General features: G+C 41.3%; 13 protein-coding genes and 9 pseudogenes. 7 read left to right on the top strand and 15 right to left on the bottom strand.

What is annotated here, in order from left to right:
- Positions 1–55: 55 nt before the first annotated feature.
- Both AC01GB_RS14735 and AC01GB_RS14740 read right to left on the bottom strand, forming a co-directional pair.
- Positions 56–1,162 (bottom strand): annotated as a pseudogene (locus tag AC01GB_RS14735) (ABC transporter permease).
- Between the two features lie 9 nt (positions 1,163–1,171).
- A pseudogene (locus AC01GB_RS14740) lies at positions 1,172–1,369 on the bottom strand (ABC transporter permease); the annotation flags it as partial.
- Positions 1,370–1,415: 46 nt separating this feature from the next.
- On the opposite strand from AC01GB_RS14740, the gene AC01GB_RS14745 reads away from it, so the two are divergent.
- The 3 genes and pseudogenes from AC01GB_RS14745 to AC01GB_RS14755 all read left to right on the top strand — a co-directional run bounded on the left by AC01GB_RS14745 (position 1,416) and on the right by AC01GB_RS14755 (position 3,102).
- Positions 1,416–1,628, top strand: a complete 213-nt coding sequence (locus tag AC01GB_RS14745; RefSeq protein ID WP_474452944.1) for a hypothetical protein — start codon at positions 1,416–1,418, stop codon at positions 1,626–1,628.
- 7 nt (positions 1,629–1,635) lie between these two features.
- A pseudogene (dusC, locus tag AC01GB_RS14750) lies at positions 1,636–2,579 on the top strand (tRNA dihydrouridine(16) synthase DusC).
- Between the two features lie 222 nt (positions 2,580–2,801).
- Positions 2,802–3,102, top strand: a pseudogene (locus AC01GB_RS14755) (GlsB/YeaQ/YmgE family stress response membrane protein).
- 28 nt (positions 3,103–3,130) lie between these two features.
- On the opposite strand, the pseudogene sseA reads toward AC01GB_RS14755, so the two are convergent.
- A pseudogene (gene sseA, locus AC01GB_RS14760) lies at positions 3,131–3,972 on the bottom strand (3-mercaptopyruvate sulfurtransferase).
- Positions 3,973–4,161: 189 nt separating this feature from the next.
- On the opposite strand from sseA, the pseudogene dinG reads away from it, so the two are divergent.
- Both dinG and AC01GB_RS14770 read left to right on the top strand, forming a co-directional pair.
- Positions 4,162–4,416, top strand: a pseudogene (gene dinG, locus AC01GB_RS14765) (ATP-dependent DNA helicase DinG); the annotation flags it as partial.
- A gap of 178 nt (positions 4,417–4,594) precedes the next feature.
- The gene (locus AC01GB_RS14770; protein WP_474452502.1) at positions 4,595–5,821 is read left to right on the top strand and encodes a tyrosine-type recombinase/integrase; all 1,227 of its coding nucleotides are present in this window, start codon (positions 4,595–4,597) and stop codon (positions 5,819–5,821) included.
- Between the two features lie 222 nt (positions 5,822–6,043).
- Here AC01GB_RS14770 and AC01GB_RS14775 read toward each other — a convergent pair whose 3' ends face one another.
- The 8 genes from AC01GB_RS14775 to AC01GB_RS14810 form a co-directional block, all read right to left on the bottom strand.
- Entirely contained in the window at positions 6,044–6,286 is a 243-nt protein-coding gene (locus AC01GB_RS14775) for a hypothetical protein (protein WP_474452503.1), read from the bottom strand.
- Between the two features lie 124 nt (positions 6,287–6,410).
- Entirely contained in the window at positions 6,411–6,665 is a 255-nt protein-coding gene (locus AC01GB_RS14780) for a hypothetical protein (protein ID WP_474452504.1), read from the bottom strand.
- Between the two features lie 23 nt (positions 6,666–6,688).
- Positions 6,689–6,865 (bottom strand): hypothetical protein, encoded by a 177-nt coding sequence (locus tag AC01GB_RS14785; protein WP_474452505.1) that lies wholly within the window; start codon positions 6,863–6,865, stop codon positions 6,689–6,691.
- Between the two features lie 26 nt (positions 6,866–6,891).
- Positions 6,892–8,274: an SNF2-related protein gene (locus AC01GB_RS14790; RefSeq protein ID WP_474452506.1), complete on the bottom strand. Its 1,383-nt coding sequence runs from the start codon at positions 8,272–8,274 to the stop codon at positions 6,892–6,894.
- A 99-nt stretch (positions 8,275–8,373) separates the two neighbouring features.
- Complete coding sequence (locus AC01GB_RS14795; protein ID WP_474452507.1) at positions 8,374–9,042, bottom strand: Rha family transcriptional regulator; 669 nt, start codon at positions 9,040–9,042, stop codon at positions 8,374–8,376.
- 65 nt (positions 9,043–9,107) lie between these two features.
- Positions 9,108–9,458 carry a hypothetical protein gene (locus AC01GB_RS14800; RefSeq protein ID WP_474452508.1) on the bottom strand — a complete coding sequence of 117 codons (351 nt, stop codon included), beginning with the start codon at positions 9,456–9,458 and terminating at the stop codon, positions 9,108–9,110.
- Positions 9,459–9,499: 41 nt separating this feature from the next.
- Positions 9,500–9,631, bottom strand: coding sequence for a BRO-N domain-containing protein (locus AC01GB_RS14805; protein WP_474452509.1), 132 nt, complete (start codon positions 9,629–9,631; stop codon positions 9,500–9,502).
- Between the two features lie 10 nt (positions 9,632–9,641).
- On the bottom strand, positions 9,642–9,857 hold the full coding sequence (locus AC01GB_RS14810; protein ID WP_474452510.1) for a BRO family protein: 216 nt from the start codon (positions 9,855–9,857) through the stop codon (positions 9,642–9,644).
- Between the two features lie 422 nt (positions 9,858–10,279).
- Here AC01GB_RS14810 and AC01GB_RS14815 point away from each other — a divergent pair.
- Positions 10,280–11,055 (top strand): annotated as a pseudogene (locus AC01GB_RS14815) (YPO3983 family protein).
- Here AC01GB_RS14815 and AC01GB_RS14820 read toward each other — a convergent pair.
- A pseudogene (locus tag AC01GB_RS14820) lies at positions 11,034–11,312 on the bottom strand (KilA-N domain-containing protein); the annotation flags it as partial. The pseudogenes AC01GB_RS14815 and AC01GB_RS14820 overlap by 22 nt on opposite strands.
- A gap of 101 nt (positions 11,313–11,413) precedes the next feature.
- Between AC01GB_RS14820 and AC01GB_RS14825 the strand changes: the two are divergent.
- Positions 11,414–11,710, top strand: a complete 297-nt coding sequence (locus AC01GB_RS14825) for a CCDC90 family protein (RefSeq protein ID WP_474452511.1) — start codon at positions 11,414–11,416, stop codon at positions 11,708–11,710.
- Between the two features lie 12 nt (positions 11,711–11,722).
- Here the strand turns inward: AC01GB_RS14825 and AC01GB_RS14830 are convergent, their stop codons facing one another.
- The 3 genes and pseudogenes from AC01GB_RS14830 to AC01GB_RS14840 all read right to left on the bottom strand — a co-directional run bounded on the left by AC01GB_RS14830 (position 11,723) and on the right by AC01GB_RS14840 (position 14,301).
- Entirely contained in the window at positions 11,723–12,004 is a 282-nt protein-coding gene (locus tag AC01GB_RS14830; protein WP_474452512.1) for a PDDEXK family nuclease, read from the bottom strand.
- On the bottom strand, positions 11,995–12,132 hold the full coding sequence (locus tag AC01GB_RS14835) for an ANR family transcriptional regulator (protein ID WP_474452513.1): 138 nt from the start codon (positions 12,130–12,132) through the stop codon (positions 11,995–11,997). Before AC01GB_RS14835 ends, AC01GB_RS14830 begins: the two co-directional genes overlap by 10 nt.
- Positions 12,133–12,240: 108 nt before the next feature.
- A pseudogene (locus AC01GB_RS14840) lies at positions 12,241–14,301 on the bottom strand (DNA polymerase).
- Positions 14,302–14,437: the final 136 nt, after the last annotated feature.

The following is a 14,437-nucleotide window of genomic DNA, read 5'->3' on the forward strand; positions in this document are numbered from 1 at the left end:
TTGTTAAAAAAATCCTGCTGATAAATAATGTTAGCGGGATTTTTTATTTTACGATTTAGGCAATTTTTCGGCGAAATAACCAATAAGCCAGGCTTGTGGTAAATAATGAAATAATCAGTAATGGCCACAAGTTGTGCCATAGTACGCCCAAATCGGCATTTTTTAAATAAATTTGTTTAGTAATATCAGTAAAATGTCGAATAGGATTAATCCAGGTGACATTTTGTAACCAAACCGGCATATTTTCTATAGGTGAGACGTAACCTGATAGCAATATTGACGGCATCATAAAGACAAACACACCAATAAACGCTTGTTGCTGAGTTGAGCATATAGCGGAGATCAATAAACCAAAACCCACTAATGACAAACCATAAATTGCCATCGTAGTATAAAAAACAAACAATTAACCAGAAAATGGAATTTTGTAACAAAAAATCCCGATAATCAGCACCAATGTTGCCTGAAAGGTGGCAATAAGTAATGCCGGCACTGCTTTACCGATAAAGATCTGCCAGGTAGTCAGGGGTGAAACCAGTAACTGATCCAGTGTGCCTTATTCACTCTCACGGGCAATTGACAATGAAGTGATGACTAATTCACCAATGGTAGTAATTAATGCTACCAGGGATGGAACAATAAATCATTTATAATCAAGATTAGGGTTATACCAATGACGAATGATTAATTCGCTATTATTATGCGCTATCTGCTGGTTTGTTAATTGTTGTTGATAATTTTCAATAACCTGGCTAACTGTGTTAGCGGCGATTTGAGCACTATTAGAATTTCTACCATCAAGTATTAGTTGAACCGGCGTCGATTTTCCCTGTGCCAGCTGAGCACTAAAATTTTGTGGAAAATGTACCACTAAAAGTGCTTTACGATTATTGATTTTTTCAGCAACTTGTTGATTATTATTGAGTAGTAATACTTTAGGGAAAGTCGTCGATTTTGCCAATCGTTGTGTTAATTCAATCGAATCTTGGTCTTTATCCGTATTAAAGATAGCTATTGTTGTGTTAGTGACATCTAGAGTAGCGGCCAGTGGAAATAAGATTATTTGGAAAATAACCGCTAGGATCAATATTGCGCGGGTTTGAGGCCCTTGTAGTAGTGACTGTAATTCTTTGATAATCAGTGTATAGAGACGATGTAGCATATTCTCTCCCTAATCAAGTCTGCGACGTGTTTTTAATGCAGTGAGCCCAATAAAGATGATGGCGGTGGTGGCTAATAAAAGAAAATTGGTCAACAGGACAACATAAATGTCACCGGCCAGAAATATAGTTTGTAAACTACTAACAAAGTAACGAGCCGGGATCAAATAGGTTACCCATTGAATAACTATCGGCATACTATCAATTTGGCAGTTTCGCTAGTTGCTATTGATGAGCAAAGTTTATTAACAGCGATTGTTAAAACAGAGTATCCCGCGTATAGCGCTCGCAGGCTATGAACCTGATCCGACTATTAAGCCAGAACCAACGCCAAAAAAGAGCCCAGCAAGCAAACAACGCAGACGTAAATCGGTAACAAAAGCTTCTTATGCTAAGAGTAACCCACTAAAACAACCGACAACCAGCAACGTTAATACTAAAGCTTTAGCACCAAAGAAATCCAGGTAGCGGATAAATGCGAATATTACTCGCCCCGATGGAAGGGGCTCTCGACTCTTTGGTGCGTCATTTATTAACTGAAGTTAACGAATATGATCTTTGTATCAAGGAATTTTTACGGGTGGTGGATAGTTTATTGCCAAGCAAAACATTTTATCGAATATGCCCTGAATTATATCAAGCAAGTAAAACTGTATCAGGTACATTAGTACGTATTCAATTACTGGGTCAGCAGCCGCAATGGTTAGCTGAAAATGCGGCACGAGCAGTAGAGTTAGGCTCTTGGGGAGTGGATTTCAATTGTGGCTGCCCCTCTCCGACAGTTAATGGCCATGGCGGTGGGGCGATACTACTAAAAGGATCCTGAGCGGATATATCAGGCTGCTAAGGCGATCCGGGCGGCAGTACCTACGAATTTACCTACTTCAGTAAAAGTCAGATTAGGTTGGGATGATCGTTGTCTGGCATTTGAAATTGCCGATTCGGTGCAACAGGTTGGCACGACAGAAATTATCATTCATGGTCGAACTAAGGCAGAGGGGTATCGGGCAGAAAAAATCGATTGGCTAACCATTGGCCGGATACGCCAAAAATTAACTATACCGGTTATCGCCAATGGCGAAATCTGGGATTGGCATAGTGCAAATGAGTGCAGGACGATAACCGGCTGTGACGCGTTGATGATTGGCTGAGGTGGATTACATGTTCCTAACCTGGACTCAGGTGATCAAATATCAAGCTGAACCGCTGGTTTGGCCGCAGGTTATGCAAATTCTGTTTAAATATATTCAGCTGGAAAAACAAGGTGATAGAGGTCAATATCACGCAGCGCGTATTAAACAGTGGTTAGGTTATTTGCGTAAAAAGTATGTTGAAGCGGCTGAGTTATTTAATCAGATCAGAGTAGAGAAAAAATCAGCCGCTATTGCTAATATGATTGAACGTCATACTTTTTGTTGACTTGTCACAACATACTTAAAAAAAACAGCATAAAATACAATATATTATAAGACGCCTAATCGACTAATATAAAATGATTATCACAAATTTTTGATAAAAAATAGCTTATCTATTTGCATTTCTGGCGGTTAGGTTCTTTACTAAAAAGTGTTCATATATTTGAAATGTTAGCAAGTGAGTTTTTTAACTTATTTGATCTGTTGGATATTTCGGATGGTGTGTATGGGTATTTTGTCCTGGGTTATTTTTGGTTTGATCGCTGGTATTATTGCTAAGTGGGTCATGCCAGGTGCTTACAATATGGGGGATTCTCATGACCATTATCCTCGGTATTGTCAGCGCAGTTGTCGGCGGTTATATCAGTACCTTCTTTGGTAAAGGCAAAGTGGATGGTTTGAATTTAAGCAGTTTTATTGTTGCCGTAATCGGTACTATCGTTGTCCTTTTTATCGCCGGCATGGTCTGGTCGGTCGCCCATAGCCCACTATCTAAAGATAATAAGAATTTCTCATATAAAAAATAACTGCTAAACTGGCAATTATGTTTTTATCTTACTTCGTTTCAATCGGCCATCCATTATCTTGGCCCCATTCAGCCCATGAGCCATCATAAAGTTTGACATTTTTATTACCCAAAAGTATTAAAGCAAGTAATACTACAGCGGCAGTCATACCAGAACCACAGCTAATGACTGTGGGCTGCATAATGTCAACCTGTTGTTTGGCAAAAATAGCTTTTAACTCTGCCGGTGATTTATAACAACCTTTATTGACTAACCAATTCCAAGGGACATTTTGCTGCCTGGCAGATGTCCCATCCGTAATCCTGGGCGCGGTTCTGGCTGCTGTGCGCTGAAACGGGCAGTGGGGCGTGTATCGATAAATTGGACATTAGGTTGTTGAAGAAGGGTGATAACTTGTTGTTGGGATAAAGCTTGATCAGTAATACATTTAGCAGTGAACTGCTGTCTTTCACGTACCGCAGACATACCGGAGTCTAGCGAATAGCCTGCTTTTTTCCATCCGCATAGCCCTCCGGCTAAAATTTTGACATTATTACAGCCTAATGTTTTAAAGGTCCAGCAGGCGCGCGGGGCGGAAAATAGTGCGCCTTGATCATAAATAACAACTTGATGATGATTGTTGATGCCTAATTGCTCAACCGCTTGAGTGAAAGTTATTTCATCAGGTAACATATGAGGCAGATTATTACTTTGGTCAGCAACAATCTCCAAATTGAAAAATTGCGCACTGGGAATATGTTCTTGATAATATTGTTGCTGATAATCAGTTGGAGCGGTAGGTGGCGGCGCAGAAGCATCAACTAGGACAATATTTTCATCCGTTAAATGCCGATGAAGCCATTGCGGGCTAACAAAAAATGCTTCGTACATAATACCCTTCTATAATAAGCAAATAATTTAACTTGGGGTTGAGTGTTAACTAAAACTAGTATATCGATTTTTTGTGAGAAATTAAATCTGGATTAAATTTATATCTTATTGATAAAACACTATGATAAATTTAATATTTTTATCGTTTTATACTCATCAAAATGGTTGATATTTTTATATAAGATTTCTATGGCGCTATCTAACACAATTAAAAATCAGATAAGTCTTTGGTATAAATCGCTATCGACTTATATTGACGGCTTTATTCCACGTATTGCCCAACGGCAAATGATCGCCGAAGTAGCTAAGAGATTACCAGGTGAACAAGGCCGTCATCTGGTTATTGAAGCACCAACCGGAGTGGGGAAAACCCTATCTTATCTAATTGCGGGTATTGCTATTAGTCGCGCAAATACTATGCATCTATCAGTAATAGCCGTTAACAGTCATCGATAACGGATGTTTTATAATTAAAACTCTGTTTTATAATTATTTTATTTTTTATCTCAGTATAGAATGATTGTTTTTAGTCACCTATTATAATCCTTGTGTCATCAAATTCATGTACATATTGGTGTACATGAATTATCGTGTAATAAGTAGATTCAAGGAGAAAAAAAATATGGCGGTGAGTGATTCATGGTTGAGAGCGGTAAGTGGCAAACCGCAAGCTAAAATGGTGACTAAATCAGACAGAGAGGGTTTATCAGTTCGCCTGACTCCAAAAGGTAAAGTGATTTTTCAATATCGTTATCGCTGGCAGGGGAAAGGTGATCGGATAGACATTGGAACGTATCCGGCAATGAGTTTAAAAGATGCGCGTGATAGTGCGCTTTTTTACCGTCATGAACTGGAACAACACAGAGACCCTAAAGTAGTCAAACGCACGCGTAAACAACAGTCGATTTATGCGCACACGGTTGAATTGGTTATTCGCGACTGGTGGGATAAATCGCTAAAAAATGCACAGGTAAAAGCTGGCGAGATACTACGGTCATTTGAAATTTATGTTTTCCCCGAGATCGGCAATTTGCCTCATGACGAAACTTATCTGCATGTCTGGTTATCACTAATCGAAGAGGTGGTAAAAGTAAAACCTACGATAGGGGCACGGTTATTAATGTATGCCAAAACCGCCCATCGATGGGGGGTACGTAGGGGGATTATTTCTTCAAATCCACTTATCGATGTAACATCACAGGATTTAGGGGTAAAAGCACAACAGGGCGAAAGGGTGTTGAGCAACGATGAGCTCAGGGTACTATTTACGTTAATTGATGCGCCAGACTACAATCCAAGAAACGCTTTGATAATCAAATTAGCATTATTGTTTGGTTGCCGGATAGGCGAATTGCTAAAAGCAAAAATGAACGATTTGACTAAAGGAATATGGACAGTACCGCCCGAAAATCATAAAACAGGGCGAGAAAGCAAAAAGCCGATTATCCGTCCAATCATTCCAGCGGCAGAAAAACTAATAAAAGCTGCTCAACAGTTGAGTAATGGCAGCGATTATTTGTTTAGCGTCTCTGGGGGAAAACCATTGTGTGTCAATGGGCACATTGGTTTTATTAGTAATCTCAACAAAAAGATGGCTCGAGGGTTTGAGAACTATACTCACTGGTCAATTCATGATTTGCGCAGAACTATGCGTACGGGTGTCGCGGAGTTAACGCAGCCCCATGTTGCTGAGATCATGTTAGGTCATAAATTACCGGGAGTTTGGCAGGTATGCGATAAGCATACCTACCTGGAAGAACAGCGAGAGGCTTATGAGCGCTGGTGGAATAAAGTTAATCAAATCGTTTACCCCTCTCCCAATCCAGAATATCCTGCCGGGCGAAATTAAGCTCATCAGATCTAAATCGAGGGCGTGGAAAACCTTCCCGTCTTTGGTATCCGTTACCCGCCCACAGTCTGATAGTGTGAGTTGACACTCTGTACCTTTTTGCAAGTTCACTGGTTTTGATAAAAGGGGATTCATTCATAGGGTTTTTTTCCTTGTTTGATGCTTTGTTTTGGTATTGCCAGGGTGGGTCTGGGAGTATCAGGTCATACTTCACTTCATCTCCTAAACATACCAGCTTTTACTTTTATGCAAGTCGTCTATTTTTTCTAATACAGTGATTTTATTGCCGCCATTTCCGGTTAATGTTTTACTTTCTCCATCGGTATCAAATTGATATATCAACCCCTTGTTTGTTAATTTTTTCTCCTTCAATCTAATTATTTTCATCATCTCACCATGATAAATAACCTGTATACCAGCTTTTACATGATGTAACGTTGTTCGGTATTGATGGACGTTATTCATAGGATTTCTCCGGTTATTGATTAAATTCTGCATATAGTTATCCTTCAATATTAAAATTGATGAATGAATATGGATGTTTGTTAAGCGATATTGATCAGGGGGGATAATGCCGTTCTGGTGTGAACTACTTTTTTAGCTTAGGCCATAATATTATGATAAAAATCAATACTATATTACCTAACAGTATGAGGATGCCATCCATCTCTTTTCCGTCTAACTGTAATCCGCTCAATGCTTCATTACCCCATTTGATCTCGGGGAATATTGCCGGTGGTGTTGTATCAACATGGGCTAGATGTTCTACTATCAGCTCAAAGGCAAACGCTACACTAATAAACAATAATGTCGTGATTAATAATTTAATGATGTTAAGTTCCATAATTGAACCTCGATGAAATTAGTTTATTTCTTAACGCAAATCGCTTTGGCGTTAATATCCTTGAAAGTTTCAAATTCCTGCTCAAACTGTTTAGCAGCGAATTGACACATATTTTCTGTGTCAAATTCCTGAGTATGAACACTTGCAAAGGTACCTGATGCATAAGGGCTGGCATACATGGCCAGAATTAAAATCCACATGGTAGGGCTCCTTTAATTAAATGCTGTTATTTTCTTCTCATCGCTTCCAGCAATAAATCCTGAATTTCTCGTTTTGAATTTCGCCTTTCCATGACCACTTCATCAAGCGTATCTTTAGCGACGATATGATGGATAAAGACAGGACGATTGTGTCCGGCTTGCGCTTGACGCGTAGGGCCGATACGTTCGATAATTTGCTGGTACTGCTCCAAGTCCCACCAGTGGGAGAAAAAGACCAGAATATTACCGCCGTCCTGTAAATTTAAGCCGTGTTCACAGCTTGCAGGGTGGGCAAAAAGTAACGGGATTTTGCCATTATTCCAGTCGGTAAGGGTTTGTGGATTAGCGTCTAACATTTTTCCTTTTGGAAACGCGTTTAACAGTCTCTCGAGGTCATGTTTCCAGTGGTAAGCAACCAGTACTGGCATCCCGCCGGCTTCATTAACAACACTTTCCAGCGCCTGGATTTTGGCATCGTGTACCGCTGTCCAGTTGTGATTGTCATCGCTATAGATAGCGCCTGCTGCAATTTGCAAAGTTTTTATTGTTTTGGCAGCGGCATTTAACGCTTCAATAGCGTTATCGCCCAACTCAAGAAACAGTTCTTTTTCCATGGCCTGATAGTGTGCTCGTGCTTTTGCAGTTAGTTCAACGTTAATAACGTTGTGTATCGGCTCTTCGATATCGAACCAGTCGGATGCATCAAGGGATAACGTGACATCGCTAAGCGCTAACTGAATTTGTAGATGCGCAAACCCTAAAGGCTCAAACCGACTCAACTGTTGCCCGGGGAACTGGATACGATTAAACCAGCGAGACGTAAACGCGTTATGCGTTCTGCCCAAGCGTTCGCCCTGGTCAACAAACCACGCTTGCCCCCATAAGTCCATCAGGCCATTGGGAGAAGGCGTACCGGTCAGATTTACCCAGCGATGAACCGATTTATGCGCGATTTTGGCGAGGGCTGCGGTGCGTTTACCGCCTTTACGTAGCCGGAATGATTTTAACCGGGTGCTCTCATCGGCGATAATCGTGCCAAAAGGCCAACTGTTCCCAAGGACATCAACCAGCCAGACGAGATTGTCATAGTTAACCGTAAATACGCTGGCATGGTCATTTTTGAGTGCCGCCATCCTTGCTTTGGCGGTGCCAATGATGGGTTGCACTTCGATATTATGGAGGTGGTTCCATTTAAGCGCCTCATCCGGCCAGGTGGATTGGGCTACCCGTAAAGGGGCTAACACCAATGTGGGTTTGGTTTCACTGCCTGATAAATAGAGATTTTCTAACGCCGTCAGCGTTGCTGCTGTTTTTCCCATACCCATTCCCGTCCAGACATTTGAGCGTTTGATATCGAGCAGGTGATTGATAATAAGATTTTGGTAAGGTCGAGGGGTGAAGGTTTTCATAAATGACCTCTTGGCAGCGGTTAAAATCATTCAGCGATGTCGATACCGTGTATTTCAAGCCATGCCTCCCTCGGGTATATCACTTCACGACGGTTTTGGTCAGGATTGAAACAGGTTGGGTATCCCAGAGGTAACCGTGTCGTAAATATCGTGTTTGTCGAGCCAGGCATTTAACACTTTCCAGCCAAACATTTTTCCCGTCGCTCTCCATACTGACTGTTGAGAAGCCCAATCTTTACTTGCACCGAATCGGGAGGCCATTTTTTCACGTTCCCGTATCGCACGATTAGCGATGCGCTGGTAGGTGGAATTACGTTGAAGTGCAGTGGCTTCCCTTTTTCGGCTAATCTGGGATTTGGTACGGATAGCTTCATCTCTCTGGTCAGTAATAACAGTCTTTTCCTTTTCTGAGATAGCCAGGGCTTCAAGCGCTTCAATGTAATTAGTGGGTAATGAAGGGGTGTTTAATTTCTGTTCCAATTCTTGCCAACAATCAACCAGACGAGCCGTAAATTCAGGGCAAAGTTGAGCAACAACAATAATGCTGTCACGTTTACCTTGTTCACCTTCAAAAATAAAAACTTCAGTGTAGCGATTTTGGCTATTTGATTGTTTATTCTTAACTTTCTCAGATTGAGGAAGTTGAATAATATTACTCTTAGCCAATGTTTCGATAGTTCGTTTTACGTTGTCGTGACGTTTGTTAACTAATTCCGCGATCTCAAGGATTGACATAGTTAAACTTTGGAAAGTTATTAAATTTGACATAAAGTTATTCCTCAATAGTTAAATTGATAAAAGATTGCCCCTGTGAAAAGGGGCGTCAGGATTAATTAGTGACGTTGGAGGAAGCGATTGACGTTCGCCTGTTGCCATCTTTCAAGGGATTGAGTCATGACGCTATCGTGTTCGTGAGTACTGGCTTCTAACAGTTGTTGCATTTCACGAAGTACCGTCTCGACATTTTCCTTATGGCGGAGTAGACGACGAATAGCTTGTTTTTCAGCATCAAAAATAGCGGATTTGAGCGTACTGGTCATGCTGTAAATCCGTCTACATTCTTCTGCAATTATTGCTATTTGATTAACTTCAAAATTTTGTGGTGACTCTACGCCTGTTGCGTGAAGGAGCGCATACCAGATACCTTGTGTCCATGCTTTCTCAAATCTGAATCCATTCGCCATACTCCAGACAAGATGAGCCAGATTGCGTGTATCGTTATCGTTTAACAGTTCTGGGGCTTTGGGGTGGGGATGAGGGTGGTCATATCTGCCAGTTTTACGGATCGAGGGGGGACTTCATTAAACACCCAATCCTGAAATTGTTTTGCTTCCAGCTTATTGCTACGGAAAATCACACGATAAAGATTAGGTTCGTTTACAAAAGCAAATTGCCGTATCTGCCCTAAGGTAGATTTTTTCTACCCCAGCTTTATCTAGCTGTTTTGAAAGTAAATCACTTGAGTTTATGACTGTCAGAGCTTTACAAACATCATTAAGGCAAAACCATGGTTCAGAATTAATAATCTGAACACGCACATCGTAGATATTGTTAAAATAAAATGATCTGAGTTGAATATTCATTTTTACATCCTATATCAATTGTTCAATATCACCCATTGTTCGGATGGGCGGTCGGGTACTTGAACACCGGATATAGACGGCCAACAGTTTTCCCCAATAGGGTGTTGTATATACTGTTCGCTACCCGACCATAATAATCTATGGACGTAAAAAAACCGCATTACTTTCGGGCGCGGTATCCGCTATATCAAAAGGTGTGTTCAGCACCTAAACGAACTATAACGCATGATTTCTTCTTTCGTCAACTAACGTTAACTGGAAATATGAAATTTGTAATGTATTGTTTACGCAGCTATTATGTTTTATGTTGATAATGAAATAGATTTCTTGGGTATAAATTATGAGAGAGCGAAGTTCTTTAGTTTTTCCTTTCATAACCTTTTGTAATGAGAGGTCAATGAATGATTATTCAGCTTCAGGATATGAGATGTGGTGATCTTACGGAAGTTCAATTAAAAGATGATTTCGGATTATCATTTGTTTCTTGCAGAGTTGACCCTTACAAGAATAAAAAAAATGCATTTTTTTTGCGAGAAATAAAAGAATTTCCAATGAACAAGTTATTACCACGTTATTTGATGAGTTTCGTGCTTGGGCTAAAATATTGTCATTTGGTTCTTATTCTGATCTGATGCAAAAAATGATACTACACTTTCAAAATAATAAAGGTGATCCTTTTTGTGACCCGGTTCTAGATAAAGCCTTTAATGACTTAATCCTTAGTGAAGAAAAAAACAATAGGACTATTAATAAAATTAAATTTGTTATTAGTAAATATATTGATTGGGATAAGGGATTTTTCCCGTCTGATAAAAAAGAATATATAATTGAAAGTATTATGACTTCTAAATTACCAGAGTTCACTAGGATAAAAGATACTTTCAATGGGCTCGGCCTTGCCGTCCACGGAATCCATTCAATGTGTATTGTGATTCGTTCGATTATTGTTCAAGAAGAAAAATACTATGCTACGATTGATTTTAAGGCTCAGGATCATTTTGGATTAGATGATAATGATATCCTGGATGTTAAGTTTCATTATTTTATGATATTTCGTGTTTGGTTTATACTCCAGCGTTGGGATAAATTTGGTTTTAAGCCTTTCATGACTAATATGCAAGCAACTATTGTTATTTCAGGAGGGAAAGAAGTTATATTCAATAAACATCAAGATGCGGGTTCGATCCATGCAGCGTAGCGGATGGCCACAAGTTCATTCGCCCAGCTTCCAGATTCAAGACCACCTTTGATGATCTTGACCGAAGCTATTTTTGTAGCTTCGCTTAAAGATTGAACAAATGCGATTATTCCCTCCGATTTAAGAAAGTTTGATGGGCGTTGTGATTCTGTCGCTTTACCTTGGGCAACGGTAGCACGATGTAAATCATTCAGACAATAACGCCCGAAAGCATCTTGACGTACAACGGTATTTTCAATAACCACTAATTTAGACATAAAAATATTTCTCCGTAATGAAACGAATTAAGGTGTTAACGTGAAAGATTTTGCAGATTGCACCCTAAACCCGTTATACTTACCAAAAAGGAGGATTTCCTATGGGTCAGGTTGCATTTGATACACTGAAATTTGTTGAAACGCTTGAAGGCGCTGGTTTACCTAAAGATCAGGCTAAGGCTATTTCTCTGGCTGTCCGTGAATCACACGAAGCGGTTGATGTAGCAACCAAAAGAGATTTAGACGATGTTCGTAAAGACTTATCTGCTGAGATAGCATTAGTCCGTAAAGATGTTGAAGCGTTAACTAATAGTCTTCTGATAAAACTAAGCGGTGTCATGTTAGCTATTGTTGGTGCAGCGGCAACGATTGTAACCTTAGTTATAAAACTGGTTTAAAAAAACAAGCTCTCAGCCCGCACCGGGTAAGATGCTACTTAGATCCTGACTGTCCAGTACGATGACCTGATGACCAAGGGCAAAAAGCCGTGCGTGTTCGCGTAACTGGTAGGGGGTAGGTTTTTCGCCAGGTGCTTTGCATTCCACAAAAATAATGTTGCCATTGGGCAGTGCAACTAATCGGTCAGGCACACCCCGTCGTCCAGGTGAAACAAACTTATAGGCAATGCCGCCGATTTTTTGCACTTCACGCACCAAATGTTTTTCAATGCTCTCTTCCCTGATTAACCGCATGGATACATCCTTTTAATATGTTCCCTTTTTATTTGCATCAGGCAAAAATCGGCGCGGTTCTCACTCCAGATAGGATTATTACGATTGCGCGCCAGTCGATTTACCTGTGACCATGCGCGCGGCTTCATGGTATTGCCCTGACTGCTCAAGGTGAACTGCATCCTGCGCCGCCTTGAAATAAAGTGGCCTGTCGTTTTTCATAAAGGCCATGATGTTTATTTTATCCTGTGTGTTAGTTATTCCTTGCGATAGCGATAAGTCTCAAAGCCGGCTGCACTAAGCTGTAAATCGAAAGCCCAGTCCGGATTAAGACTTAACAGTGTGCTTAACCCCTCGGCGGAAAATTGTGGGGTATCCGGCGCTTCGCTGATAATTTCATCATGGACGGTTAAGACAATCTCATAACCTGCCTTTTCAATAGGCAGCATGTATAGGCCAGGACATCGAGTGCGGCGGCTTGACAGATATTTTCAGTGATTTTACCGCCATAGGTTTTTAACCGTTCCCATTTACGGTTGTAGGGGTTAGTCCCCGTATAGGTAATTTGTCCATTTTCTATTCGCGCAGAAGGGTAGCAAAGACTACGTCCTGATGGTAAACAAATTCTGAGCCAGCCTTTATCGCGCCGGACGCTAAGTTTACGGCACTTAAACGATATCCCCGGTGACTGAATGGCCTGTTTTACTGCCTCTTCAATGTCGTACCAGAATGATACGGTTTGCGGATGGGCATTGCGCCACATGCGCTTAAGGGAATCGCAGGTAACAAAGACCTTTTCGCTGAGGCCATAAGTTTTATCCGTTTCAACGGATTTTTGATACCAGCGCATCGCTTCTCGCTTAACACCAGGCGGTATGTTAGGTAATGCGGCTTCCGCCAGTTCATCTAAATCCAGACCGTAGGCGAGGGCGAACGTCAGAAATGCCGCAACGCCACCGCCGTAGCCCAAGCCCAGCTCCATCACCTTACCGATTTGTCGTTGAGCTTTAGTGACGTTCTCAGGTAAAAGATTAAACGCGCGCGTAGGCGAGTTTATAGAGGTCATCGCCCTTGCCGTTATCAAATTCGCTAAAAGCGTTGATTTTCCAGTTTTCACCCGCCAGCCATGCCAGCATGCGGCCTTCAATATTTGATAAATCGGAGATAACCAGCTTCTTACCGGGTGGGGCAATAATACATCCTCTAAGTGCAGAACTGGTCAGTTGCATAATGTCATCACAAATCAGCTCGGCGCAACCGGCTTTTAACGCTTCAATCCCGTCATTAATGGTGCTTGGGTCAAGCGTGGGTCTGGGGAGATTATCCGGTTGAAAAATCCGCCCCGCCCAACGTCCAGTGCGTGAGGCACCGCAGAATTGTTTTGTCCCTCGAAGTCGTCCATCTGCGCTTACCGATTTTAACAGCGCCTTATATTTACTGGTGCTGGTTGTACACGATTGCAGACGGACTGATAGTAGTTCGCGTAAAGCAGGTGGAATATCAGGGTCATTAATGCGTCGCTGTAGCGTGCTGGCTTGCATATCCGGTAATGTGATGCCAAATGCCGAAACGATATGCTGTAGCAGTGCATCGCGTTGTGTTGCGGTTTGCACGGCATTATCTGTCAATTGTCGGGTGACGGTTGATAACCTTTTTTGCTCGTTTTCAACCGCGGTCAAGGCGCTTTTCGCCAGTTCAACGTCCATACCCATTCCACGGCGATTAATCTTTTGGTCTAACTGCCATAGTTGGGTTTCATCAGCATTCATATTCCAACGCGGTAAATGTTGATAAATTTCGCGCATGGCTAAAATATCAGAACCTGCGTATTGCTTAAAACGATGCCATTCCTCTGCATGGGTTAACGCCGTGGCGCGTTGTATTTTGCTATTCTTAGGACGCGGTTTGCAAAATAACTGTATGAGCGCTTTACCTTCTTTATCTTTGGCTTTATCGTTATTGATTTTGAAAATATCGCAAAGCGAACCTAGTGCACCGGGTAAGCCATGTGCTAGTGCTTGTACCAGGGTGTCGTGAATGCGGGATAACGGTAAGTCAATATTGAACACTTTGCGTAAAATCACCGTATCAAACATCCCACCGTTGTGCCAGACAGTTAAGATGGCTGGGTCATTAAGATAAACTTTTAAATCTGTGGGCATTGTTTTATCTTGCGTCACATCCCAGACCTTGACAGGGGTGTGATTGTAAGCATACGCAAAAAGTAATATTTCGGCATTCTCAGCGTAGCGATGCGTGCCACAATTAATGGGGATATCGCAGTAGGTCTCTAAATCGCAAAACAGTAAATTTTGCATATAAAAATGCCTCAATACTTAAATTGATGAATGATTGCCCCTATAAAAAGGGGCGTTAAGATTAATTAGTGACGTTCTAGGAAGTGGGTCAGTTTACCTTCGTATCAGGAGTTGTCAGTACACGAGATGCTTTAAT

It is taken from the genome of Candidatus Arsenophonus phytopathogenicus (genome assembly GCF_056113345.1).

What these genes read in the sequence shown, in the direction of transcription:
- AC01GB_RS14770 (WP_474452502.1), top strand. Translation starts at nt 4,595, where the DNA reads ATGGCGGTGAGTGATTCATGGTTGAGAGCGGTAAGTGGCAAACCGCAA.
- AC01GB_RS14775 (WP_474452503.1), bottom strand. Translation starts at nt 6,286, where the DNA reads ATGAATAACGTCCATCAATACCGAACAACGTTACATCATGTAAAAGCT.
- AC01GB_RS14780 (WP_474452504.1), bottom strand. Translation starts at nt 6,665, where the DNA reads ATGGAACTTAACATCATTAAATTATTAATCACGACATTATTGTTTATT.
- AC01GB_RS14785 (WP_474452505.1), bottom strand. Translation starts at nt 6,865, where the DNA reads ATGTGGATTTTAATTCTGGCCATGTATGCCAGCCCTTATGCATCAGGT.
- AC01GB_RS14790 (WP_474452506.1), bottom strand. Translation starts at nt 8,274, where the DNA reads ATGAAAACCTTCACCCCTCGACCTTACCAAAATCTTATTATCAATCAC.
- AC01GB_RS14795 (WP_474452507.1), bottom strand. Translation starts at nt 9,042, where the DNA reads ATGTCAAATTTAATAACTTTCCAAAGTTTAACTATGTCAATCCTTGAG.
- AC01GB_RS14800 (WP_474452508.1), bottom strand. Translation starts at nt 9,458, where the DNA reads ATGGCGAATGGATTCAGATTTGAGAAAGCATGGACACAAGGTATCTGG.
- AC01GB_RS14810 (WP_474452510.1), bottom strand. Translation starts at nt 9,857, where the DNA reads ATGAATATTCAACTCAGATCATTTTATTTTAACAATATCTACGATGTG.
- AC01GB_RS14825 (WP_474452511.1), top strand. Translation starts at nt 11,414, where the DNA reads ATGGGTCAGGTTGCATTTGATACACTGAAATTTGTTGAAACGCTTGAA.
- AC01GB_RS14830 (WP_474452512.1), bottom strand. Translation starts at nt 12,004, where the DNA reads ATGCGGTTAATCAGGGAAGAGAGCATTGAAAAACATTTGGTGCGTGAA.
- AC01GB_RS14835 (WP_474452513.1), bottom strand. Translation starts at nt 12,132, where the DNA reads ATGAAGCCGCGCGCATGGTCACAGGTAAATCGACTGGCGCGCAATCGT.